The 22,535-nt window shown below is 67.7% G+C and carries 20 protein-coding genes; 9 read left to right on the top strand and 11 right to left on the bottom strand.

The annotated features are described in order from the left end of the window. From P2P98_RS12585 to P2P98_RS12560, 6 genes are all read right to left on the bottom strand, one after another. A partial coding sequence (locus tag P2P98_RS12585; protein ID WP_275800243.1) for a RidA family protein occupies positions 1 to 377 on the bottom strand: 377 nt, incomplete at its 3' end. A gap of 27 nt (positions 378 to 404) precedes the next feature. After that, positions 405 to 968 (bottom strand): flavin reductase family protein, encoded by a 564-nt coding sequence (locus P2P98_RS12580; RefSeq protein WP_275800241.1) that lies wholly within the window; start codon positions 966 to 968, stop codon positions 405 to 407. A 50-nt stretch (positions 969 to 1,018) separates the two neighbouring features. Continuing rightward, entirely contained in the window at positions 1,019 to 2,221 is a 1,203-nt protein-coding gene (locus P2P98_RS12575; RefSeq protein ID WP_275800239.1) for an acyl-CoA dehydrogenase family protein, read from the bottom strand. Between the two features lie 64 nt (positions 2,222 to 2,285). Next, positions 2,286 to 3,212, bottom strand: coding sequence for an N-acyl homoserine lactonase family protein (locus tag P2P98_RS12570; RefSeq protein ID WP_275800237.1), 927 nt, complete (start codon positions 3,210 to 3,212; stop codon positions 2,286 to 2,288). A 233-nt stretch (positions 3,213 to 3,445) separates the two neighbouring features. After that, the gene (locus P2P98_RS12565) at positions 3,446 to 4,114 is read right to left on the bottom strand and encodes a GntR family transcriptional regulator (protein WP_275800235.1); all 669 of its coding nucleotides are present in this window, start codon (positions 4,112 to 4,114) and stop codon (positions 3,446 to 3,448) included. A gap of 7 nt (positions 4,115 to 4,121) precedes the next feature. Further along, positions 4,122 to 4,664, bottom strand: a complete 543-nt coding sequence (locus tag P2P98_RS12560; RefSeq protein ID WP_275800233.1) for a VOC family protein — start codon at positions 4,662 to 4,664, stop codon at positions 4,122 to 4,124. Positions 4,665 to 4,821: 157 nt separating this feature from the next. On the opposite strand from P2P98_RS12560, the gene P2P98_RS12555 reads away from it, so the two are divergent. From P2P98_RS12555 to P2P98_RS12545, 3 genes are read left to right on the top strand one after another with little or no spacing between them, the layout of a single operon-like run. After that, positions 4,822 to 6,999 carry an alpha-ketoacid dehydrogenase subunit alpha/beta gene (locus tag P2P98_RS12555; RefSeq protein WP_275800231.1) on the top strand — a complete coding sequence of 726 codons (2,178 nt, stop codon included), beginning with the start codon at positions 4,822 to 4,824 and terminating at the stop codon, positions 6,997 to 6,999. Positions 7,000 to 7,001: 2 nt separating this feature from the next. After that, entirely contained in the window at positions 7,002 to 8,345 is a 1,344-nt protein-coding gene (locus P2P98_RS12550) for a dihydrolipoamide acetyltransferase family protein (protein WP_275800230.1), read from the top strand. Positions 8,346 to 8,371: 26 nt separating this feature from the next. Continuing rightward, complete coding sequence (locus P2P98_RS12545) at positions 8,372 to 9,754, top strand: aldehyde dehydrogenase family protein (RefSeq protein WP_275800228.1); 1,383 nt, start codon at positions 8,372 to 8,374, stop codon at positions 9,752 to 9,754. A gap of 353 nt (positions 9,755 to 10,107) precedes the next feature. Here P2P98_RS12545 and P2P98_RS12540 read toward each other — a convergent pair whose 3' ends face one another. Further along, complete coding sequence (locus P2P98_RS12540) at positions 10,108 to 11,352, bottom strand: acyl-CoA dehydrogenase family protein (protein WP_275800226.1); 1,245 nt, start codon at positions 11,350 to 11,352, stop codon at positions 10,108 to 10,110. Between the two features lie 357 nt (positions 11,353 to 11,709). On the opposite strand from P2P98_RS12540, the gene P2P98_RS12535 reads away from it, so the two are divergent. From P2P98_RS12535 to P2P98_RS12525, 3 genes are all read left to right on the top strand, one after another. Further along, a complete protein-coding gene (locus P2P98_RS12535) occupies positions 11,710 to 13,635 on the top strand; it encodes a beta-glucoside-specific PTS transporter subunit IIABC (RefSeq protein ID WP_275800224.1) in 1,926 nt (641 codons plus the stop codon). A gap of 37 nt (positions 13,636 to 13,672) precedes the next feature. Then, on the top strand, positions 13,673 to 15,136 hold the full coding sequence (locus P2P98_RS12530) for a glycoside hydrolase family 1 protein (protein WP_275800222.1): 1,464 nt from the start codon (positions 13,673 to 13,675) through the stop codon (positions 15,134 to 15,136). Positions 15,137 to 15,202: 66 nt separating this feature from the next. After that, the gene (locus P2P98_RS12525; RefSeq protein ID WP_275800220.1) at positions 15,203 to 16,039 is read left to right on the top strand and encodes a PRD domain-containing protein; all 837 of its coding nucleotides are present in this window, start codon (positions 15,203 to 15,205) and stop codon (positions 16,037 to 16,039) included. Positions 16,040 to 16,111: 72 nt separating this feature from the next. On the opposite strand, the gene P2P98_RS12520 is transcribed toward P2P98_RS12525, so the two are convergent. The 3 genes from P2P98_RS12520 to P2P98_RS12510 form a co-directional block, all read right to left on the bottom strand. Then, on the bottom strand, positions 16,112 to 16,528 hold the full coding sequence (locus P2P98_RS12520; RefSeq protein WP_275800218.1) for a pyridoxamine 5'-phosphate oxidase family protein: 417 nt from the start codon (positions 16,526 to 16,528) through the stop codon (positions 16,112 to 16,114). Between the two features lie 26 nt (positions 16,529 to 16,554). After that, entirely contained in the window at positions 16,555 to 17,424 is an 870-nt protein-coding gene (locus tag P2P98_RS12515) for a VOC family protein (RefSeq protein WP_275800245.1), read from the bottom strand. Between the two features lie 76 nt (positions 17,425 to 17,500). Continuing rightward, positions 17,501 to 18,079 carry an NADPH-dependent F420 reductase gene (locus P2P98_RS12510; RefSeq protein WP_275800215.1) on the bottom strand — a complete coding sequence of 193 codons (579 nt, stop codon included), beginning with the start codon at positions 18,077 to 18,079 and terminating at the stop codon, positions 17,501 to 17,503. Between the two features lie 106 nt (positions 18,080 to 18,185). On the opposite strand from P2P98_RS12510, the gene P2P98_RS12505 reads away from it, so the two are divergent. After that, a complete protein-coding gene (locus tag P2P98_RS12505) occupies positions 18,186 to 18,764 on the top strand; it encodes a MarR family transcriptional regulator (protein ID WP_275800213.1) in 579 nt (192 codons plus the stop codon). A 15-nt stretch (positions 18,765 to 18,779) separates the two neighbouring features. Here the strand turns inward: P2P98_RS12505 and P2P98_RS12500 are convergent, their stop codons facing one another. Next, positions 18,780 to 19,685 (bottom strand): PRD domain-containing protein, encoded by a 906-nt coding sequence (locus P2P98_RS12500; RefSeq protein ID WP_275800211.1) that lies wholly within the window; start codon positions 19,683 to 19,685, stop codon positions 18,780 to 18,782. Positions 19,686 to 19,900: 215 nt separating this feature from the next. On the opposite strand from P2P98_RS12500, the gene rlmN reads away from it, so the two are divergent. After that, positions 19,901 to 21,229 (top strand): 23S rRNA (adenine(2503)-C(2))-methyltransferase RlmN, encoded by a 1,329-nt coding sequence (rlmN, locus tag P2P98_RS12495; RefSeq protein ID WP_275800210.1) that lies wholly within the window; start codon positions 19,901 to 19,903, stop codon positions 21,227 to 21,229. Positions 21,230 to 21,284: 55 nt separating this feature from the next. Further along, on the top strand, positions 21,285 to 22,418 hold the full coding sequence (locus tag P2P98_RS12490) for a DUF4232 domain-containing protein (RefSeq protein ID WP_275800208.1): 1,134 nt from the start codon (positions 21,285 to 21,287) through the stop codon (positions 22,416 to 22,418). Positions 22,419 to 22,535: the final 117 nt, after the last annotated feature.

Below are 22,535 nucleotides of genomic sequence, written 5' to 3'. Positions count from 1 at the left end.
GCGATGCCGTCGATCTCGATGGTGGCTCCGTTGTACAGCGAGTGCACGCCGATCACCGTGCTCGCAGACGGAGTGGTGGTGTTGACGATGGCGTTGCGCGTCTCGCGCCAGGTGAACAGCTTCTCCTGGTCGAGCTCGGTGATGTACACGTTCACGCGTACGAGGTCATCGTAGGTGACGCCCGCTGCGTTCAGCGCTCGCTCGAACTCGCCGTAGGTGAGCTCGATGGCGCGCTTGAAGTCGGTCGGAACGGACCCGTCCTCTTCGAATCCCACCTGCCCGGAGATGAAGACGAGCTCGCCCGCGGTCACGCGGGTGCTGTCGGAGATTCCCGGTACGACGGGAGCGGGGATGCGAGAGATGCGTTCGTTGGTCATGTGTTTCTCCTGTTTCTTTTCGGGGGGCTATTCGTCGCGTCCGTAGACGACGCAGAAGGGCACCGTCGCGGCCGGCAGCGCGGAGCGCTCGGACAGCGTGTGCCACTGACGGTTGTGGTAGACCAGCGGTGTCGGGTCGTGCTCTTCCGTTTCGCCGCGCGGCTTCGCCTCGATGGCTTCGACCACGATAAGGGTCGACCCGCTCGCGTCGACGCGCTGAACGATGCGCCCTCGCAGCCAGTGAGCGCCCGGGTAGTACGGTTCGCCCGTCGGGAGGCGGTCCCAGTCGACATCCGATCCGAAACGATCGACTCCGCGCTGCGCGCCGAGCTTCGCGAGCGCGAGCTGATCGGCGGCGAGCATGTGCACCACGACCGTATCGGCCCTCAGGATCGTGGGAGTGCTCGAAGACAGCGCGGAGGCGGAGAAGACGAGAGTAGGCGGTGCGATCGATACCGAGGCCACCGAACTGACCGTCATCGCGACCGGACCGTCGCCGGCGTCGGCGGTGACGATCGCCACCCCGGCCGGATGGGACCGGAACGCGTAGCGGAAATCATCTGCCGTGAGGGAGAGGGGTGTATCTGTCATGGTCATTCTTCTTGCCAATCAGTCCCGCGGTCGTTGCATGACCGGATGGTTCAGACGATGGGGAGGACGAAGCGGGCGTCGTCCTCGCGGTCGACCAGCACTCGACCGAGTGCCTCGTACCCGCTCGCGGAGAGCGTGTGGCCGTGTCGCGCCGCCGCAGCCTGATCGCGCCAGATGCGCTGCAGGGCAGACGACTCGGCGAAGCCGGCGGAGCCGTGGGCCGTGACGAGCTCGCCGATCACCTGCGTGACGGCGTCGACGATCCATCCCGCTTTCGCGCGCAACGCGATGCGCGTGGAGTAAGGGTGGTAATCGCCGCGCTCGGCGGTGCGGTAGATCTCGTCGGCCACCTGTTCGGCGAGTGCCTCCGCCGCGTCCAGGTGCACGGCGGCCTTGGCGATCGTGTACTGGAAGACGGTCGAACTGGCTTGCCGGTCGTATCCCGTGAACGCGATCGACTTCTTGTCCGACTCCGCGATGACGAAATCCAGAGCCGCTCGCCCCATGCCGAGATGTGGACCCACCAGGTTCATGAACAGAGACGGGACGAACATGGTCCGGTATGAGGTCTCGGTGTTGGTACCGACGTACCCGCCCTCAATGGCCGCGGTGAGCCGGAAGATCCGGTGCGCGGGGACGAAGACGTCGTCGGCGATCTGCGTCACGCTCGCGGTCGATCTCATTCCGGCCACATGCCAGTCGTCTTCGAAGGTCAGCGCTGACGTCGGGATGAGTGCCACGCCCGCATCGACGATGTCGCCGACGGCGTTCTTGAGCGGTACGCCGAGCAACGACCAGCTCGCCTCACGGCTACCGGTGCCGTATGTCCATCGGCCCGTCACCCGGTAGCCGCCCTCCGTCGGCACGGCGTCGGAGGTCGTCGCCAGGACGATGGATACGAGAGCCCGCGGATCTCCGCCCTGTCCCCAGACATCGTCCTGTGCCTGATCGCTCATCAGGCTCAGCACCCAGGCGCCGGTGTTGTAGATGCCGGCCATCCACGCCAGGCTGCCATCGCCCCGTCCGATGGCGCGAGAGACCGCCTGGATGTCTCGGGTGCTGGCTGCGAGCCCGCCGAACCTCCGGGGGGCGGAGACGCGGAACGCACCCGTCGCCTCGACGGCGTCGAAGATGCGTTGCGGGACGCGCCGGGCATCGTCCGCTTCGCGTCCTGCCGCAGTGAGCTCGGGGCGCAGGGTGTCGAGCTGATCGATGATCGCAGCGATGTCGCCGCGGACGAGTGTGTCAGTCATGGGGTGCTCCTTCGCGAGATTTCGTCATGCGCGTGTGTGGGGGCGAGCCGGGGTGCGGGGCGACTCATGTCAGCAACACGGCCGCGCCCTGGGGCCGACGGGACTTCTCGTTCTCGCGGAGGTTGAGCTCCGTGATGGAGTTGCCGGTGGGGGAGAGCCAGGAGTTGTGACGCAGGGCGTACTCGGGGTCGTGCCCGGGGATGATGCGGCTCGTCTCGTTCTTCAATTCCTCCTGCATGGTCCGGTAAGTGCTGATGAGGTTGAACGAGTTGCCCTGTACGTAGCCGGGGGCCCACATGCTCTCGATGTTGGAGTACCAGTACACGACGTCGCCGGCGGCGACGAAGGGGCCGTTGCGGGTCTGGATCTTGAACCACTGCGAACCGAAGGTGTGCGTGTCCTTGGCGAGACGTGCGGTGACACCGGGGATGATCTCCTGGTCGCCGTGGACGAACTTGATGCGTCCCTCGGCCAATCCCTGCGCCGCCTTCGCCAGGTCTACGGGATCGAAGGAGGAGAACACCCATGCCTTCTGTTCGTCGCTCGACATGCCGTTTGCGATGTCGAGCGCCGCGGACCAGCCGGTGAACTCTTCGAACTGGACGTAGAGGGTGGCGTTGGGAAAAGCTTCGAAGTTGCCGACGTGGTCGAAGTGCATGTGCGAGACGAGGATGATCTCGACGTCCTCGGGACGGATGCCGACTTGGCCGAGCACCTGCGTGGGGTTCTCCCAGTTCCACAAGGGGTAGCGCTCGAGCCAGTAGTCGTCACGGAATCCGCAGTCGACGAGCGCGACGTGCTGCTTGCCGCCCACTTCGCCGCCGACGAGGAGTGTGTAGAGCATGGGGACGCGCACCATGCCCTTGTTGCTGAAGACGCCCGAACCGCCGAAGAAGTCGTGGGGCATCTCGCCGTGGCAGTACTCGAGGGTGTAGATCGAGTAGTCGGTGTCGAGCGTTGAGGCGAACTTGGTGGAACCGGTGCTGCTCATGAGACTCCCTTGTGTGATGAAACAGGCTGTCGGATGGAGGAGGAGGATCGTCGCGCCAGCCGTTTCTGCAAACGATTGCTAAGCGCGATGTTAGGAAGCGAATATTGCCGTGATGTTTCCGTGCCGTGCCGAAATGCGTCGGTTTCCGCTGCCTCGGAGGTCGGGCGGATCAGGGCAGGCCGGGGGCGCGCCGCGCGAGGGGATGTCGGCCTCCCGTGGCGTTGTGGCGCGGTCTACGGATCGAACACCTCCGGATGCCGGACGAGTTCCAGTCGGCTGCGACGGATGTGCCTCGTGAGCACGTGTTCGGCCTCGTCGACATCTCGGCGGCGAAGAGCCCCGACGAGGAGATGGTGGTCGTGGTGTACCGCTCCGTCGCCTTCGAGGGAGAGCAGTCGTGTGGCCTCGCGGCGGTAACGCTGAGTGCGGTTCCAGAGACGGATCACGGTGTCGCCGAGAACCGTCGTGTCGGCAGCTTGCAGGCTCGTGAGATGGAACTCGCGGTCGAGTGCGAGGAAGCGCTCGACGTCATCGGTCGCCTGCATCTCGTGCGCAAGGCTCGTCAGGTGATCGATCACGTCGTCGGTGAGGTTCGGCGCGCTGAGGCGGAGGAGGAGCGGCTCCAGTCGCTCTCGCATCCAGTACATCTCCTCGCAGTCGGCGACCGACAGCGTCGAGACCCAGGCGCCGGTGTTGGGCACGATCGTGACGAGTCCCTCTGCTTCGAGGGTCCTGAGGGCCTCGCGCACGGGAACCCGGCTCGCGCCGAGATGATCGGCGAGATCGTCCTGGCGGAAGCGTTCCCCCGGCGCGTACTTGCCGGAGAGGATCGCGTCGCGGAGCGTCGCTGCCACGCGCGCACCGGTCACGCCGTGCGATGGCGATGTGGTGATCATCGACATGTCGGCCTCATCGATCGGGGTGGGCTGCATGCCAGAGCAGTCGCGGAGCTCCCTGCTCGTACGCCTTGCCCTCCGGGAAGCTCACCAGCTCGAACTGCAGACCCCAGGGGCTGCGGAAGTAGATCCAGCGTTGACCCCGCGCGGCCTGCGCGCTCGCGGTGGGCGCACCCATCACCTCGACGCCGTTCTCGTGCAGATAACGCACCGCTTCGTCGAGGTCATCGACGTAGAAGGCGATGTGATATCCGCCGATGTCGCTGTTGCGCGGTTGCGGGGCTTGGCCGTCGACCGCCTCGTAGAGGAAGACCTCGAAGTTGGCGCCGTGTCCGAGGCGGTAGAACCGGATTTCGCGGATGACCGTGCGCGGGTGGACGCCGAGGTGCGTGTGCATCCACTCGTCGTCGGCGCGCTTCGGCCCCAGATCGTAGACCCGGTCGCAGCCGAGGATGTCGACCAGGAAGCGCTCCGCTTCGTCGAGGTTGGGCACGGTGAAGCCGATGTGGTCGGTTCCGCGAATGCCGGGAATTCCCCGGTGCACGATCGGTGTCACGCCTCGACTCCTCTGTCGCTCGTCATTGGATACATGGCATCCGCTGGACATGCTACGCGAGGCGCATCCAGAACTGCAATCGTTTGTATTGGATACGATGTTGCACTATCGTCCTTCCACAGCGGTCCGCCGACCGCGGTGAGAGGAATGGGCGAAGATGCCAAAGAAGAAGCGCCTTCGGACCGGTGTCGACTGGTTCGAGCTGGCGACGACGACAGCCGACTGGGACGCAGCCGACCCGTCGCTGCTCGGGACGATGCTCAGCCAGCTGCACCTGATCCGCGCCTTCGAGGAGACCGTCCTCGAGATCGCGGGAGAGGGACTGGTCCACGGGCCGGCCCACTCGAGCATCGGGCAGGAGGGCGGAGCCGTAGGCTCGATCGTGGGCCTGCGCTCCACGGATGGCGTGAATGGATCCCATCGCGGACACCACCAGTTCCTCGCCAAGGCTCTGACCCACGTGACGGGGGGCGTCATCGACCCCGCCCAGGCTGTCCCGGTCGACGTACAGACTGTCCTCCAGCGCACGCTGGCCGAGATCCTCGGGCTGGCGCAGGGCTACTGCCACGGGCGCGGCGGGTCGATGCACCTGCAATGGTTCGAAGCGGGAGCGCTCGGCACCAACGCCATCGTCGGCGGTGGCGCGCCCATGGCGACCGGCAACGCGTGGGCGCAGAAGCACTCTGGCACGACGGATCTCACCGTCAACTATTTCGGCGACGGCGCGGCGCAGATCGGCTCGGTTCTCGAGTCCATGAACCTCGCGGCGGCGTGGAAGCTGCCGGTGTGCTTCTTCGTCGAGAACAACCTGTACGCCGTGTCGACCCGTGCGGACGAGATCACCGCGGATCCCCGCTTCTCCGTGCGCGGTCAGGGCTTCGGCATCCCGTCCTGGCGCGTGGACGGCATGGATCCCCTTGCGGTGCATCTGGCTATGGAAGAAGCGTCCGAGCGGATGCGTTCCGGCGAGGGGCCGGCTGTCGTCGAGGCCGAGGTCTACCGCTTCTTCCACCAGAACGGTGCCTACCCCGGTAGTGCCTTCGGGTATCGCAGCAAAGGTGAAGAGGCCGCGTGGCGTCTTCGCGATCCGCTCGATCTCGTCGCCCGCCACATGATCCGTCGCGAACTCATCGATGACGCGGGAGTGAAGGCGCTGCGCGAACGCGTGCAGCAAGCGATGACGGATGCCGCGGCGCAGCTCCTCGAGAGCGACCCCGACCGCCCGGGCAAGCGGCGCATCCGGCCGGAGCTCTGGCCGGAACCGAGCTTCGTCAATGTCGGCGTGCGCGGCGACGCGAGTGAACTGCAAGACCTGCCGCGCCCGCCCGAGACCGGCGCTCGCCGTTCGCTGAAGTTCATCGACGCCGTGGCGCAGGTCATGGACCGCCGGATGCAGGTCGACCCCCGCATCGTTGTGATGGGAGAAGACGTGCACCGCCTCAATGGCGGAACGAACGGAGCCACGAAGGGGCTCGCGAAGAAGTACGGCGACGAGCGCATCCTCGGCACACCGATCAGCGAGAACGCCTTCGTCGGCCTCGCCGGCGGTCTGGCGCTCGACGGTCGCTACCGTCCGGTCGTGGAGTTCATGTACCCCGACTTCATGTGGGTCGCCGCCGACCAGGTGTTCAACCAGATCGGCAAGGCGCGGCACATGTTCGGAGGCGACAACCCCGTTCCTCTCGTGCTGCGGACCAAGGTCGCGATGGGCTCAGGGTACGGTTCGCAGCACCTGATGGACCCCGCCGGGATCTTCGCCACGAGCCCGGGGTGGCGGATCGTCGCGGCATCGAACGCCTCGGACTACGTCGGGCTGATGAACGCCGCTCTCGCTCTGCAGGACCCGGTCCTCGTGATCGAGCACGTCGATCTCTACGGCGCTGCGGACGAGGTGCCCGAGGGCGACCTCGACTATGTCATCCCGCCGGGATCGGCGGCCGTTGTCCGCGAGGGGGCGGACGTCACGGTTCTGTCGTATCTCTCGATGGTCGCGCACACCAAAGAGGCGATCGAGCGGACCGGCATCGACGCGGAGCTCATCGACCTGCGCTGGCTGGACCGCGCCTCCCTCGACTGGGAGACGATCGGCGAGAGCATTCGAAAGACGAACGCCGTGCTGATCGTCGAACAGGGTGCCCAGGGCACGTCGTACGGCGCGTGGCTGGCGGACGAGATCCAGCGCAGGTTCTTCGACTGGCTGGACCAGCCCGTCGCGCGGGTCACCGGAGAAGAGGCGTCCCCCAGCATCTCGCGCGTGTTGGAGAGGGCCGCGATCGCCGGCACCGAAGAGGTTGTCGCCGGTCTCGAAGCAGTCCGCCGCGGATTCGGAGGCTGATCATGGTCGAGATCATCCGGATGCCAGAGATCCTCGCCGGTGCAGAGGAAGCGGCTGTGCAGTCGTGGCTCGTCACGCCCGGTACGTCCGTCGTGCGGGAGCAACCCATCGCCGAGATCGAAACGGACAAGGCCAGCGTGGAATTGACCGCCGAGGCCGACGGCACGATCGGACGCCTCCTCGTCGCCGACGGTGACAGCGTGGCCGTGGGTGATCCCCTCTTCATTCTGCTCGGCGAAGGGGAGAGCGACGAGGACATCGACCGAGCCCTGTCCGTCCTCGGGCTGGGTGAGCTCCCCGCAGAGGTGGCCTCCGAGATCAGCGCTTCGTCTGCGACGGAGTCCGTCGAGTCGGCCGCCGCGTCGCAAACCGTCGCGCCGCAAACCGCCGCGTCTCAACCCGCGGCGGACGACGCACCCGATCCGGGACGACGGCTCATCGCCACCCCGCTGGTGCGGCGACTGGCCGTGCAGCACGCCGTGTCACTCGCGGATGTGCGGGGGACGGGGCCGAACGGTCGCATCGTTCGGCGCGACTTCGAGGCCCACCTCGCCCAGCGGGCGTCGGAGGCCGCCTCGAAGACCGAGCGTCCTGTGGCGACCACCGCTGCCGCGGCGGCGCCGATCGGCGTCACGGCGCCGCCTGCCTCGGCATCCGCCCGGCCCGGGTGGGACGACGTCCCCCTCGATCGCATGCGAAAGGCGATCGCTCGGCGTTTGACGGAGAGCAAGTCGACGGTGCCGCACTTCTACCTCGTCGCCGACTGCCGTGTCGACGCGCTGATGGACTTGCGCGCACAGGTCAACCGCAGCGCACCGCGCAAGATCTCCGTCAACGACTTGGTCGTGAAAGCGGTTGCGACGGCGCTGATGGAGGTTCCGCAGGCCAACGCGATCTGGAACGGCGACAGCATCCGTCGCTTCTCGTCAGCGGACGTTTCTGTCGCCGTCGCAACGGCGGGGGGTCTCACGACCCCTGTCGTTCGAGGGATCGAGAAGATGTCGCTCACTCAGGTCAGTGCGACCATCGCCGACCTGGCGAATCGTGCGCGCGAAGGGCGACTGAAGCAGGCGGAGATCGAGGGGGGCAGCTTCTCGGTGTCGAACCTCGGCATGTACGACATCTCCCAGTTCAGCGCGATCCTGAACCCGCCGCAATCGGGCATCCTCGCCGTCGGTGCCGCGCGCCGGATACCGCTCGTCGATGCCGACGGCCAGCTCGCTGTCGGTCAGGTCATGACCGTGACGCTCTCGGCCGATCACCGAGTGCTCGACGGCGCGGTCGCGGCCCAGTGGCTCGCGGCATTCCAACGTGCCGTCGAGAATCCGCTGGCGATCCTCATCTGACCAGACCGAACCGAAGGAAGAAGACCATGCCGACCATTCGCAGCATCGATCCCACGACGGGGCACGAACTGGCAGCATTCGACGAGGACGACGCCGACGTCGTCGAGCGCAAGCTCGCCGCAGCCCGTGCGGCGGTTCCGCTGCTGGCCGCAGCGGGGTGGGCGCGCCGCGCGGATTTCATGAACGTCGCGGCCGACCTGCTGGAGGCCGACCTCGAGAGCGTCGCCCGGCTCATCACCGACGAGATGGGCAAGCCCCTCGCGCAGTCTCGCGCGGAGGTGGGCAAGTCCGCCTACGCGATGCGGTACTACGCCGAGCACGCCGAGGAATTCCTCACCGGGCGTAGCCTCGACGCACCCTCCGCTGTGGGGGCCACGCGTGCGGGTACGCGGTTCGACCCCCTCGGCGTGGTGCTGGCTGTCATGCCGTGGAACTATCCCATCTGGCAGGTCGTGCGCTTCGCTGCACCCGCGCTGATGGCGGGCAATGCCGGCATCCTGAAGCACGCCTCCAATGTTCCTCAGGCGGCGCTTTATCTGGGCGATCTGTTCACTCGGGCGGGGTTCCCCCCGGGATCGTTCTCGACCCTCTTGATCAACTCCTCACGGGTCGCAGCCGTCATCCGCGATCCTCGGGTCGCGGCCGTCACCCTGACGGGGTCGGAGAACGCGGGACGCTCGATCGCGGCGACGGCCGGCGACGTGCTCAAGAAGGCCGTCCTCGAGCTCGGGGGCTCCGATCCCTTCGTCGTCATGCCCTCGGCCGATCTCGATGCCGCCGCTGACACCGCGGTCCGTGCCCGCACCAGCAACAACGGCCAGGCGTGCATCAACGCGAAGCGCTTCATCGTGCACACCGACGTCTACGAGGCGTTCGTCCACAGGTTCGCTGAGCGGATGGCGGCACTACGCGTCGGCGATCCGCATGAGGAGACCACGGATATCGGACCCCTGGCGACCTCGTCGGGTCGCGACGATATCGTCGGTCTCGTCGAAGACGCCCGGTCGAAGGGCGCGGAGATCATCGTGGGCGGCTCTGTCGACCCCGAGATCGAGGGGTGGTTCTACCCGCCGACCGTGATCGCGGGAGTCACCCCGCAGATGCGGCTGTTCACCGAAGAGGCGTTCGGCCCGGTGGCCAGCGTCTACGAGGCCACGTCGCTGGACCATGCGCTCGCGATCGCCAATGGGCTCGATTACGGGCTGGGCTCGGCCTTCTGGAGCACGGACGAGCACGAGATCGAGCGGGCGATCGAGGGGATCGAGTCGGGCGCGGTGTTCGTCAACGGCATGACGATCTCGTACCCCGAACTCCCCTTCGGCGGCATCAAGCGGTCAGGGTATGGGCGTGAGCTCTCGCTCGAGGGGATCCGCGAGTTCTGCAACCTGAAGACCGTCTGGGTCGCCTGAGTCTCGCCGTGGCGCGGTGAGCTGCGTCGCGACGACTCGCCATGGGTGTCGACGGGACCTTCGAGCGCAAAGGGGAGCACGACTCCTCTCGCTCGGAGGTCCTCGTCGTTCTTGCCGGAGGCCAGCGGGTCGCGCCGCTCCCGGACGCGCGTGGCGACCGTACAGCGGGTGCGCCCCGGGTCGCGTCGAGGTCGTGCTCTGCCCGTGGCAGCCGCGCGATGCGCCGCGGTGCCGCGTCGACGCTTCGTGCGCGGCCGGCGGCCTCGACGTGCCTCAGCGGTCGGGCATCCGGGCAGACCGAAGCCCCCGGGCGACGCCAGAGGCGACGACCGGGGGCTTCGGCAGACCAGTGCTCAGAAGGGCTGCACGGGATCCTCGACGCCGAAGAGCACCTTGCCGTAGACCTCGGCACCGATTTCGGGGTGCACGAGGGCGTGGCGGCTCGCGGTCTCGCTGTTACGCCAGAAGCGCTGGAGCGGGTTGATCTCGGCGAAGCTGAAGGCGCCGGTGATGCTGAGGCACCGGTTGATGGCCTTGCGAGACAGGGCAGCCGCCTGACCGTTGTCCATACGAGCACGGGCACGCTCTGCGATCGTCATCGGACGACGGTCACGTGCGGCCGCGTCGATCGCGGCGGCGGTGCGGACGGCGAGGAAGTACGCCTGATCCGCCTCCGACTGGGCCTTCGCCAGCTCGATCTGGTGCACGACGGAGTTCTTGGCGTGCTGGTAGACCGAGTACGTGACGGCCTTCTCGCCCGAGGCGATCGTCAGGTCGATCGCGCCGCGGGCCATACCGATCTGCACCGAGCTCAGAATGATCTCGGCGACCGGTACGAACGAGGCGTGGTAGTTGTCTTCTTCGGCCCACACGCGCGGGTACTGCTCGGCGGCGAAGTTGCCGATGGGCTCGATGCGGTGGTCCGGAATGAAGACGTCCTCGACGACGAGGGTGTTCGAGCCGGTCCCGCGCATGCCCACGGTGTGCCAGGTGTCACGGATCGTCGCGTCGGACTTGGGGATGAGCACGAGCGAGTTGACGGGCAGGCCGTTCTCATCGGTGTCGGTACGCACCGGCACGATCGACCAGTCGGCGTAAAGGGAACCAGTGGAGTATCCCCACTCGCCCGACACCCGGATGCCACCCTCGACACGCTCGAACTTCTTCGTCGAGTTCGCCTGCATGAAGGGGCCGCCGGGCGAGAGCACCGCCGACACGAGGGAACGGGGGTTCGCCCCGAACACATCCTCCTGCGCCTGTTCGGAGAAGAGGGTGGCGAACCATGTCGAGGAGTTCAGCAGCGCCGACACCCAGCCCGTGGCGCCGTCGGCACGGCCGATCTCGGAGACGGCGTCGATGAATGTGCGGAAGTTCGCGCCGTACCCGCCCCACCGCTCAGGGATCGAGATGTGAAGGAGGCCGGCATCCTTCATCGCCTCGATGACCTCGTCGGCGACGCGACGGTTCTTCTCTCCCTGCTCCGCGTATTCGCGGATGAGAGGCTGCATCGCTCGCGCCTTCGCGACGATGTCATAATCAGGCCCGGGAGCGCCGAAAAATGCGTCCATGGTCTGCGCTTCTTTCAGTGAGGTGCTCACTATCACTCTCCTAACGAGGATGCGTCGACGTAGGTGTCGCGCTTGTGCAAACGATTGCTGTGCACTGATGTTATAGCGATCATCGTTACTTCGGTGTTTCGAATTCTGGACTTTTTTGGCAGCCCGTCGCCCCCTCACCCGATTCGATCCATCAGAGCCGTCGCTCTTGCGTTCTCGTCCACACCTGCTACAGTCGCGTTCGTGCGCCGACGGGGCGCACCCGGTTGGGATTGTTACGGATACACCGGCAAGACCCAAGCTCGATGAGTCGCTTCGCGGCTCGTATAGAGCTTGGGTCTCTTTTTTTTGCCCTTCGGGCGGCTGCAAAACCGTCCGCCGAAGATTCGAGGAAGAGTCATGGACACGACAACGAGGTTCGATCGTCTGGCGACGGAGGTGGTCGATGCGGTCGGCGGCGCGGGGAACATCCACTCCGTCACCAACTGCATGACCCGGCTCCGATTCGTCCTGAACGACCGTCAGCGCGCGGACAAGGACGCGGTGGAGAAGATCGACGGAGTGGTGACCGTCGTCGAGGGCGGCGGACAGTTCCAGGTCGTCATCGGCAACGACGTGGTCAAGGTCGCGGAGGCGCTCGACAAGCTGACCGACGCCCGGTCAGAGACGGCGCCCTTGCCCGCTGCGCCGGCCGCATCGAGGAACATCTTCAACCGCGTCGTCGAGCTGATCTCGTCGATCTTCCAGCCCATCCTCTGGGTGCTCGCGGGAACGGGTCTGCTCAAGGGGATTCTCTTCGCGCTCGCAGCGCTCGGCTGGCTGCCGCAGGACTCGCAGACCTCTGTCATCTTGAACGCCGGTGCCGACGCGGTCTTCTACTTCTTGCCGATGTTCCTGGCGATCACCTCCGCCCGGAGGTTCGGTGCGAGCCCCTTCACCGCACTCACTCTCGCCGGTGCGCTCATCTACCCGGCCATTACGGCCCTGGCTGCGGCCGACTCGGTGCACTTCCTCGGCATCCCTGTCATCATGACGACGTACACATCGTCGGTCATCCCCATCATCGTGATCGTCTGGGTGCAGAGTCACTACGAGAAGCTGCTGGGGCGGATCCTGCACAGCTCCATCCGCAACTTCATGACGCCGCTCATCGTCGTCGCGACCCTCTTCCCCCTCGCGCTGCTCACGATCGGCCCCGCGACCACGTGGCTCAGCGCAGCGCTGTCCGCAGGGCTCGCGCAGCTGTGGTCGTTCAGCCCGGCGCTGGCGGGCTTCATCGTCGGCGGTCTCCAGCAGCTCATCGTGGTGCTCGGCCTGCACTGGGGCCTCATCGCCCTCATGATCAACGACGTCGCCACCACCGGGCATACGCTCCTGCTGGCACCCTTCCCGGCGGCCGTGATGGCTCAGGGTGGTGCCGCGCTCGCGGTGTTCCTGCGCACGCGAAGCCGTCGGCTGAAGGCCGTCGCCGGACCCGCGACGGTCAGCGGCCTCGTCGCCGGCGTGACCGAGCCGATCCTCTACGGCGTCACTCTCCCCCTGAAGCGCCCCTTCGTCTTCGCCTCGATCGCCGGTGCGCTCGGCGGTGGCCTCGCGGCGTGGGGCGGCTCCGCTGCGGGAGCCGTGGTGGCGCCGTCATTCATGACCCTTCCCGTGTACCTGAACTACGGCAACTTCGCCCTGCAGGTGATCGGTACCGTCGGCGCCACCGTTCTCGCCTTCCTGCTCACGCTGGTCTTCGGCTTCAAAGACCCCATCGACGACGACAGTGCCGGAGTCGGTGCACCGGATGCCAAGGCCTCGGCATCCGTCCCCCTTGCTCCTGTCTCCGCAGGCGGCCTGCGTCGGACGGAGGCGCGCTCGGCCGGGTCGACGGCCTTCATCGACATCGCGTCACCCGTGGATGGAGAAGCGATCGACCTCGACGACGTCGCAGAGCCCGCCTTCTCCAGCGGCGCGATCGGACCGGGAGCGGCCGTGCGCCCGGCATCGGATCGGATCGTCTCACCCGCCCGCGGTCAGATCGTGAGCGTCATGCCGCATGCCTTCGGCGTCATCACCGATGAGGGCGTCGAGGTCCTCGTGCACGTCGGTATCGACACCGTCCGGCTCGAGGGGCGTCATTTCCATGCCGCTGTGGCCGCCGGCGATCGGGTCGAGGTCGGGCAGCTGCTCACGACCGCCGACATCGCGGCCATCGAGGCGGCGGGCTACGACACCACGACGCTCGTCGTCATCACGAACGAGGCCGACCCGACGAACGTCGAGGCGGCCGGCCGCGGCGTGGTCGCGGCATCCACTCCGCTGTTCCGCGTGCGCGCGTGACACTCCTCCTTCATCTCCCCTATCGAAAGGACCACGTATGACTCAGCTGCGATTCCCCGACGGCTTCCTTTGGGGCGGTGCCACCGCCGCGAATCAGATCGAGGGCGCGTTCGGCGTCGACGGAAAGGGTGCCTCCACCGCGGACTATGCCGCATTCAAACCCGAGGTGGAGAACGGCGCCGACAATTTCACCTTCAGCGTGAGCGCCGCCGACTTCGCGGCCAATCGGGCCGGTACCGACGGGGGCGTGCATCCGAAGCGATGGGGCATCGACTTCTATCACCGTTACCCCGAAGACATCGCACTCTTCGCCGAGATGGGGTTCACCGCCCTGCGGGTCTCGATCGCCTGGACCCGAATCTTCCCCACGGGTCTGGAAACCGAGCCGAACGAAGCCGGACTGCAGTTCTACGACCGGTTGTTCGACGAAATGCTGGACAAAGGGATCACCCCCGTCGTCACGCTGTCTCACTTCGAGATGCCGGTCGAACTCGTCGATCGCTACAACGGGTGGCTGAGTCGCGAGCCGATCGCGCACTTCGTCCGCTTCGCGACCACGGTTCTCGAACGCTATGCCCACAAAGTGGGCTACTGGATGACGTTCAACGAACTCAACATGAACCTCACCGATGTCTACACGGGGGCGGGAGTACTGATCGAGCGCACGGATCGTCCCCTGCACGAAGTCGCGTATCAGGCGAGCCATCACCAGCTCGTCGCGAGCGCGCTCGTGGTCGCCGAGGCTCGTCGCATCCTGCCCGACGGAGGCCGCATCGGCATCATGGTCAATCGGATCGAGACCTACCCCGCCACCCCGAAGCCCTTGGACGCCTTCCAGGCGGTGAAGGAGGATCAGCGCAATCTCTTCTACACCGACGTGGCCGTGCGAGGGGAGTACCCCGGCTACATTCGGCGATACTTCGCCGATACGGGTATCTCGATCGAGGTGGACGACTCCGATGCCGAGGCGCTGCGAAACGGCACGATCGACTACATCGCTTTCAGCTACTACGTCTCGCACGTCTCGCTGTACCGTGACGGGGCGGACGACGAGTACGGGTCGCTGCTCGGCGCGGTCAAGAACCCCTACCTCCAGGACGGGAGCGAGTGGGGATGGCCGATCGACCCTGTCGGCCTGCGTTCGAGTTTGAACCGCATGTACGACCGCTATCAGTTGCCGCTGTTCGTGGTCGAGTGCGGCCTGGGCGCGATCGACACCGTCGAGGCCGACGGCTCGGTCCACGACCCGTACCGTATCGACTTCCTGCGCCGGCACATCGAGCAGATCCGAGAGGCCATCGCCGACGGCGTCGAGGTGGTGGGGTTCACCTCGTGGGGGCCGATCGACTTCCCCTCGTCCGGCACCTCGCAGATGAGCAAGCGTTACGGTTACATCTACGTCGACCAGGACGATTACGGGCAAGGATCCCTCACCCGGATCCGCAAGGACTCGTTCTTCTGGTATCGCGACCTCATCGCCTCACACGGCGAGAACCTCTGAGCCGAAGCGCCCGGGCCGGGGTGTCCCCTCGGCCCGGGTTCCCGACAGACCGCGGAGTCATTCACCATGCAGGTTGTGCGCGTCTTCAACAACTCGGTCGTCCTGGCGGTGGACCGCCGCGGGATCGAGCAGATCCTGATGGGTCGCGGCGTGGGGTTCCACGTGCGGGCGGGTTCCACCGTGGACATGCGTCTCGTCGAGAAGCGGTTCACCCCGGGGCCCTCCGCCAGCGTCGAGCGCATCGTCGCCCTGCTGCGGGACATCCCCTCCAAACACCTCGCTCTCGCCGACGAGGTGTTGCGCGTGGCGCGCGGCATCCTGGGCAAAGGTATCGGCGGGCACGTCCTGCTGCCCCTGGCCGACCACATCTCCTTCGCTTTGCGACGCGTTGCAGAGGGCACCACGCCGATCGACTACCCGTTGCGGTGGGAGGTGCGACAGCTGTATCCCGCAGAGGCGGCGGTGGGAAAGCGCGCGCTCGACATCATCGAGCATCGAACCGGTATGCGATTGCCCGACCAGGAAGCCATCCCCCTCGCGCTGCACTTCGTCAACGCGCAATTGGGCGACGCCGATGTGAAGGCGGCCCTGCAGATGACACAGGTGCTGAGCCAGACCCTCGACATCGTCCAGAGCACCTTCGGTCTCGCGATCGACGAGGAGTCTGCGCCGGTCGCGAGGTTCGTCACTCACCTGCGTTTTCTGTTCGCGCGCGAACAGTCAGGGCGCATCGTCGCGGGGGACGGCGACGATTCCCTTCTCGAGGCGTTGCGGGCCTCGCGTCCCGACGCGTACGCAGCGGCGCAGCGCATCGCTGATCTCTTCGCCGCTCGGTTCGATCGAGCGCTTTCGACCGACGAGGTGCTCTACCTCACACTCCACGTCAGCCGTCTGACCATGTGACCGTGGCGCCGTGACCGTGACCGTGACCGTGGCGTGTTCGGGCGTCGGAACGGTGGCGGTGGCGGTGTCGGATCAGAACTCGCGCAGGCGACCGCCCGACCACCCGAACCACTTGTCGATGGCCACCCGCACGGTGACGAGCGGGTCTTCACGGGCCGGGTAGTCGGTGCCGAGGTAGTGGCGGGCGAGGCGGTCGATTCCGGCGAAGCCCTCGTCGGGCTCGATCGAGACGACGTGGCCCTGCAGCGACAGGTGGCTGCCGAAGTCGTCGGCGGCGAAGGCGGTCAGGGCGACGTGGCCGTTCTCGCGCAGGTGCTTCAGACGGGCGCGGTCGGTGTTCATGCAGAACATGAGGTGTCCGTCGTCGTCGAGGAGGTACCACGTCGCCACCGAGACGGGCTGCCCCTTCTTGTTCACGGTCGCCATCACGGCGGGGTTGGGCTTGCGCAGGAACTCGAGCGCAGCCTCGGGCAGAGGGGATTCCGGCATGTGTTTCGCCTTTCAATATCGGTCGGTCAGCGGGAGAGGGCTTCGTCGACGGAGTCGTCGGGGAGGGCCACCGTGACGGAAGTGTTCCACGGGTCGGTGAGGGTGACGGCGCGACCGTCCGCGGCGAAGGGGATGGCCTTCTCTCTCAGTCGCGCGACGAGCGCCTCGAGCTCGGTCGGGGTGGGCACGGTGATCGACACGTCGCCGAGCCCGAGGCTCGCCGCGCGGGGGCCGGCACCGGCACTGCGCCAGGTGTTCATGGCGACGTGGTGGTGGTATCCGCCCGCCGAGGCGAAGATCGCACCGGGGATGTCGGACTGCGTCGTTTCGAATCCGAGCGCGTCGACGTAGAACGCCCGCGCCCGGTCGACGTCGCCGACCTGGAGGTGCACGTGCCCGACGCGTCCCGCGCGGGCGGGGGCGGCATCCCCCTCCGACAGTGGCAGGTGCCGACGCAGATAGTCGTTCGGGTCCAGGTACTCCGTCGTCATCCAGATCGCGCGTCCGAAGCGGCCCCACTGCGAACGGTCGCGGTCGATGTACAGCTCGACATCGTTGCCCTCGGGGTCGGTGAAGTAGAACGCCTCGCTGACGTGATGGTCGCTCGACCCGGCGAACCTGCTTCGCGGATGCTGCGCGGCGCGATAGACGGCGGATGCCAAGGAGCCGGGGTCGTCGAAGAGCAGCGCGGTGTGGAACAGGCCCGCCTCGCCGGGGCGCGCGACCGGGAGATCGGGGGTGTGGATGAGGCGGACGAGGGGGGTGTCGGCCCGCCCGAGCACGCGGTGCACCTCGCGACCGCGGGTGCGCTCCTGCAGCGGCTCCATCGAGAAGGCCGAGGAGTAGTACTGCGACATCATCTCGAGGTCGGCGACACGCAGCGTCACAGCCCCCATCGTCGTGTCGGGGTGCAGGATGCGGTCGTCGGTGGCGATGGTCACGAGGAACCTCCGGTGCTCGGGCGTCTCGGGGTCAGCGGATGACGGCGAAGCCGGCGTTCCAGCCGACCTTCTCGCTCACGGCGAGGGTGAGCTGCAGGAAGCCGATCGCCTCGAGTTCGCGGGCGCGGCTGAGGGAGCCGGCGTCGAGGGCGGCGACTCCGCCGGCGGTGACGGCCGAGATGAGCACGTTCTTGGCGGCGTCGTCGTCTCCGGCGACGAGGACGGTGGTCGCCACCCCGCCCAGCTGCGCCGCCGAGAGGGTCGCGGCGAAGTTCGTGTTGAAGGCCTTGATCACGGAGCTGTCGGGCAGCTTCGCCTGGAGCTCTGCCGCGGCGGAGCTGTCGGCGGGGACCAGGAGCGAGTCGAAGGTCTCGAAGTTCAGGGGGTTGCTGATGTCGACGACGACCTTGCCGGCGAGCTGGTCGCCCGCGACCTCGAGGATCTCCGCGATGGCGCCGTAGGGGACGGCCAGGATCACGGCGTCGGTGTCGATCGCCGCGGTCGCGAGCGTGTCGTGGCTGACGTGCACGACGTCGTTGCCGCCCGCGGCGAGCACCCCGCCGATCGCGCTGCCCATGTTGCCGGTTCCGATGATGGTGAAGCTCGACATCTCGTGTGTCCTCTCTGCTGGTGAGTCCTCAGTCGACGACTCTCTTCGTTGTACCTACAACTATACGGCAGTTACTTGTAGGTGCAACCAAAGGTACGATCGGAGTATGCACGCTTTGAGTCACGAGGAACGCGTCGCGATCGCGCGCCTGCGGGCACTGCTCGAGCTTCTGCCCACCGCGCTCGATCGCCACCTCGTCGAAGCCGGCGTGACCGCGTTCGAGTTCTCGCTCCTCGAGGCGCTCGCCGAGGCCGACGGCAACCGGATGCGGCTCACCGCCCTCGCGGCCCGCACCAACGCCACGCTGCCGCGGCTCTCGCGCGTGGTCAGCGGGCTCGCCCAGAAAGGGCTCGTGCACAAGGCCGCGTGCGAGGAAGACGGTCGCGCCACGAATGCGCTCCTCACCGACGAGGGGGCGCGCGTGTACGCCCGCAGCCGGCCGGGCTTCGACGCGGCCGTGCGCGAAATGATCCTCGACGCGCTCGAGCCCGGCGGAGTGAAACGGCTGGCCGACATCTCGTACGCCATCCTGGGCAGGCTCGACCCCGATCGTCGGATGGCGGTGACCGCCGAGGCGGACGTGTGCGCCGCCGACCCGGCCGACGCGGAGGGGTGCCCGGCCGACCCCGCGGGAGAGCAGAGCGCCGCACGCGCGCAGGGGTGCCCGGCGGATCCCGAGGTGTAGCCGGTCGCCCGCGGGCTACGCGGACGCGATGGGACGGGTCGTGTCGTCGGGACGCCCCATGCTCGTGGCGAGTCGCTCGATGTGCACCGTGAGGTACAGCACCTCTTCGTCGGTCAGCGTCGACCCCGTCGCCGCGAGCACGTAGCCTTTCACGCTTTCGGCGATGCCGAAGGCGCGGGGGTAGCGGTGCTTGGCGAACTCGAAGAACGACGAGTCGCCGCTCGTCAGCATCGCACGGTTCACGAGCCGCTGCAGGAGAAACCGCACGTGCAGGATGAACCGCGCGTAGTCGGGGCTCTCGGTGTCGAGGGCCACGCCGAGGCCCGTTTCGACCGTGCGCACGACGTGCTGCACACGGCGGAACAGCAGCGCCGCGGTGCCGTTCGGCTCGTCGCGCGTCGCGTTGAGCAGGTGCATCGTGAGGAACACGCCCTCCTCGGGCGGAAGCTGACGATCGAGGGATGCCGCGATCGAGGCCGCCATGCGCTCCGCGGCGCGCGACTCGTCGGGGTGGAGGATCCGCAGCTCGGGCATCGAGGTCCCGGGGATGCGGATGCCCTGGTCGAGGCGCTCGACGACGTAGTTCACGTGGTCGATAACGGCCAGGGGCAGGCGGCGGCCGAGGTCGCGGCCGAGGTCGCGCTCGGCCTGGTCGACGGCGTGCAGCACCGCCTCGACGAGCGCGTAGGGAGCGTCGGTGAGGAGCTTCTGCGCGTGGGCGGTGTCGCTGCCCTGTTCGAGAACGAACGTCTTCTCGACCTTCGCCGGGTCGACCTGGCCCTCGTGCTTGAGCTGGAATCCGATGCCCCGCCCCATCAGCACCCGCTCGCGGCCGTCGGCGTCGATCGCCACGACGACGTTGTTGTTGAGCAGCTTCTGCACGCCGCCGGGCGGGAGGGAGACGTCACCGGCACCGGGCATGGGATGCAGTTTAGGGCGGTGGCGTCCCGGGTGACTTGCCGCGGTTTGTCGTTTGGTGCTGCTCGTGGTGGCGATGTGCGGCAAGTGTCCGTGCGGGCGCTCGTGAGTTGCCGTGCGTTGTCGCGTGACTCCGCGTGAGGCGACCAAGTGCGGCAACTCACGCGCCTGCGCCGCGCCCAGCCGCAGCGCAGGCGCGCCCCGGTACCCTGGAAACCATGACCGATCAGCCCCCCGTGCGCTCCACCACGCCCCGGCAGGCGCGCCCCGCGGGGGCGCCGGCCGACACCGGCATCCGCGAGACGCGTCCGCGGACCGCTCCGGCACGCCAGGTGCGGCCGAAGACCGAGGGCTGGCAGCAGGCAAAGGACGAGACCGGGCGTCCGCTGCTGCAGTTCGCGAGCCCCAAGCGCGGCAAGCCGCCCGTGCACCTCGCCGACATGACCGCCGCCGAGCGCGTCGAGAAGGTGAAGGAGCTCGGCCTCCCCGGCTTCCGCGCGAAGCAGCTCGAGAAGCACTACTTCACTCATTACACGTCGGATGCCGCCGACATGACCGACCTGCCGGCATCCGGTCGCGAAGAGCTCGTCGCGGGGCTCCTCCCGCCCCTGCTCACCGAAGTGCGCCGGCTCGAGACCGACCGCGGCGACACGATCAAGTTCCTGTGGAAGCTGCACGACGGTGCGCTCGTCGAGTCGGTGCTCATGCGCTACCCCGGCCGCATCACCCTGTGCGTGTCGTCGCAGGCGGGCTGCGGCATGAACTGCCCGTTCTGCGCCACCGGCCAGGCGGGGCTCACCCGCAACATGTCGGCGGCCGAGATCATCGAGCAGATCGTGCGTGCCAACGCGCTCATCGCCGCCGGTGGCCTGGGCGGCAAGACCCTTCGACAGGCTCAGGGACCCGGCCAGGTGCCCGAGCGCGTGAGCAACATCGTCTTCATGGGCATGGGCGAGCCGCTCGCGAACTACGCCCGCGTGATGCAGGCCGTGCGCGTCATGGTCGACAAGGAGCACGGCCTGGGCATGAGCGCCCGCGGCATCACGGTGTCGACCGTCGGCCTGGTACCCGCGATCAAGAAGCTCGCCGACGAGGACATCCCGGTGACCTTCGCCCTCTCGCTGCACGCGCCCGACGACGGTCTGCGCGACGAGCTCATCCCGGTGAACTCCCGCTGGAAGGTCGACGAGGCACTGGATGCCGCCCGCGCCTACTTCGACAAGACCGGGCGCCGCGTCTCCATCGAATATGCCCTGATCAAGGACATGAACGACCACGCGTGGCGCGCCGACCTGCTGGCCGACAAGCTGAACGCCCGCGGTCGCGGCTGGGTGCACGTCAACCCGATTCCTCTGAACCCGACCCCGGGCTCGATCTGGACGGCATCCGAGGTCCCCGTGCAGAACGAGTTCGTGCGCCGCCTCAACGACGCCGGCATCCCGACGACCCTCCGTGACACCCGCGGCAAAGAGATCGACGGCGCGTGCGGCCAGCTGGTGGCGACCGAAGAAGACGAGGTCGCCGCCGCGGCGACGCCGGTCGGCTGAGGCTCGCGGCGGATCCTCCGGTTCGCGGGGGACGGTGTACGCCAGGATGAGGACGATGCGTACCTTCCTCACCCCGCGCCTGCTCGTGGCGGCCGCCGTCGCGGCGGTCCTGTGGATCGCCACCGCCGGAATCCGCGACGCCCTGCTGCAGATCCCGAACGGCGTCGCCCAGCTGTCGAGCATCCTGCCGGAGCTGGTGCCGACGAGCCTGACCGCCTACCAGAGCGGCGGTTTCGGCGTCGTCGCGACCATCGTCGGCGGTGTCGTCCTCTTCGTCGTCTTCGTGGCGCTCGCCGCGATGCTCCGGCGTCACGGGGCGCCGGTGGTGGCATCGTGGTTCGCTCTCGTTCTCGCCGCCGCCCTCGTGGGGCTGGGTTTCGACCTCGGCGCCGGGTGGTCGTGGATCGTCTCCTTCGGCCCGCGCGGGCTGCTGTCGAGCGGCTTCGGTGTCGCGACCGCCGCGGGGGCCCTGTGGGGGCTCGCGGCGGGCTGGATCCCTGCCCTCATCGCCCGAGGGGCTGCGGCGGAGTCGGCACCCGCGCGCACACCCGCGTGGTTCCTGCCCGCCGCCGCCGTAGCGCTCGTTGGTGCGGTCGTCGCGGGCGCGGTGGCCGACGCCGGCCGCGAAGCCGCGATCGAGGCCGAGGTGGCCGCGCAGCAGGAGATCGACGCCGCCTCCAGCTTCGGTGCGCTCCCCGATCCGGACGCGCCCGGGGTGCCCGTGCCCGAGACCGCCGACGCGGTCGTGCCCGACGATCCGCAGTGGTGCACCGAAGACAGGGCCACCGTCCTCAAGGGGGAGCCCGACGCGGCGACGGGGCATCGTGGCATGCCCTTGCGCCTCTTCAACTTCTCGGAGGAACCCTGCGTCATCGAGGGATACCCCGACATCGCGTTCGGCGACCAGAACGGCCACCTCCTCGACGTCACGATCGAGCACGGCGGGTCGTTCATGGCGCAGGACCCCGGCCCGCAGCGCATCGAGATCCCGGCGGGAGGCGAAGCCGTCACCGTCCTCGGCTGGGACGCGGCCTCGCCGCACGGGGCGCTCGTGACGAATACGGTGTGGGCCGCCCAGACGCCGGGCATGGTGCGCGGATCGTGGCCCCTCGAACTCGACATCGTCGAGGGCTCGACCGTCGCCGTCACGGCGTGGACCGTCGACGTCGATCCGACCAGCCCGGGCTGACCCGGGACTCCCGTCGCTCCCCTTTCGCCCCGCGACTCCCGTCTCCCTCTCCCCCGGGGGATACTCGCGTCTCCTTCCCTGAAACGCTGACTTGCGTCTTGTGCTCGCGGCGCCCGC

The sequence above is a fragment of the Microbacterium sp. Kw_RZR3 genome (assembly GCF_029222405.1).
Lineage (GTDB): Bacteria > Actinomycetota > Actinomycetes > Actinomycetales > Microbacteriaceae > Microbacterium.
This window is presented reverse-complemented; position numbering and strand designations above follow the sequence as displayed.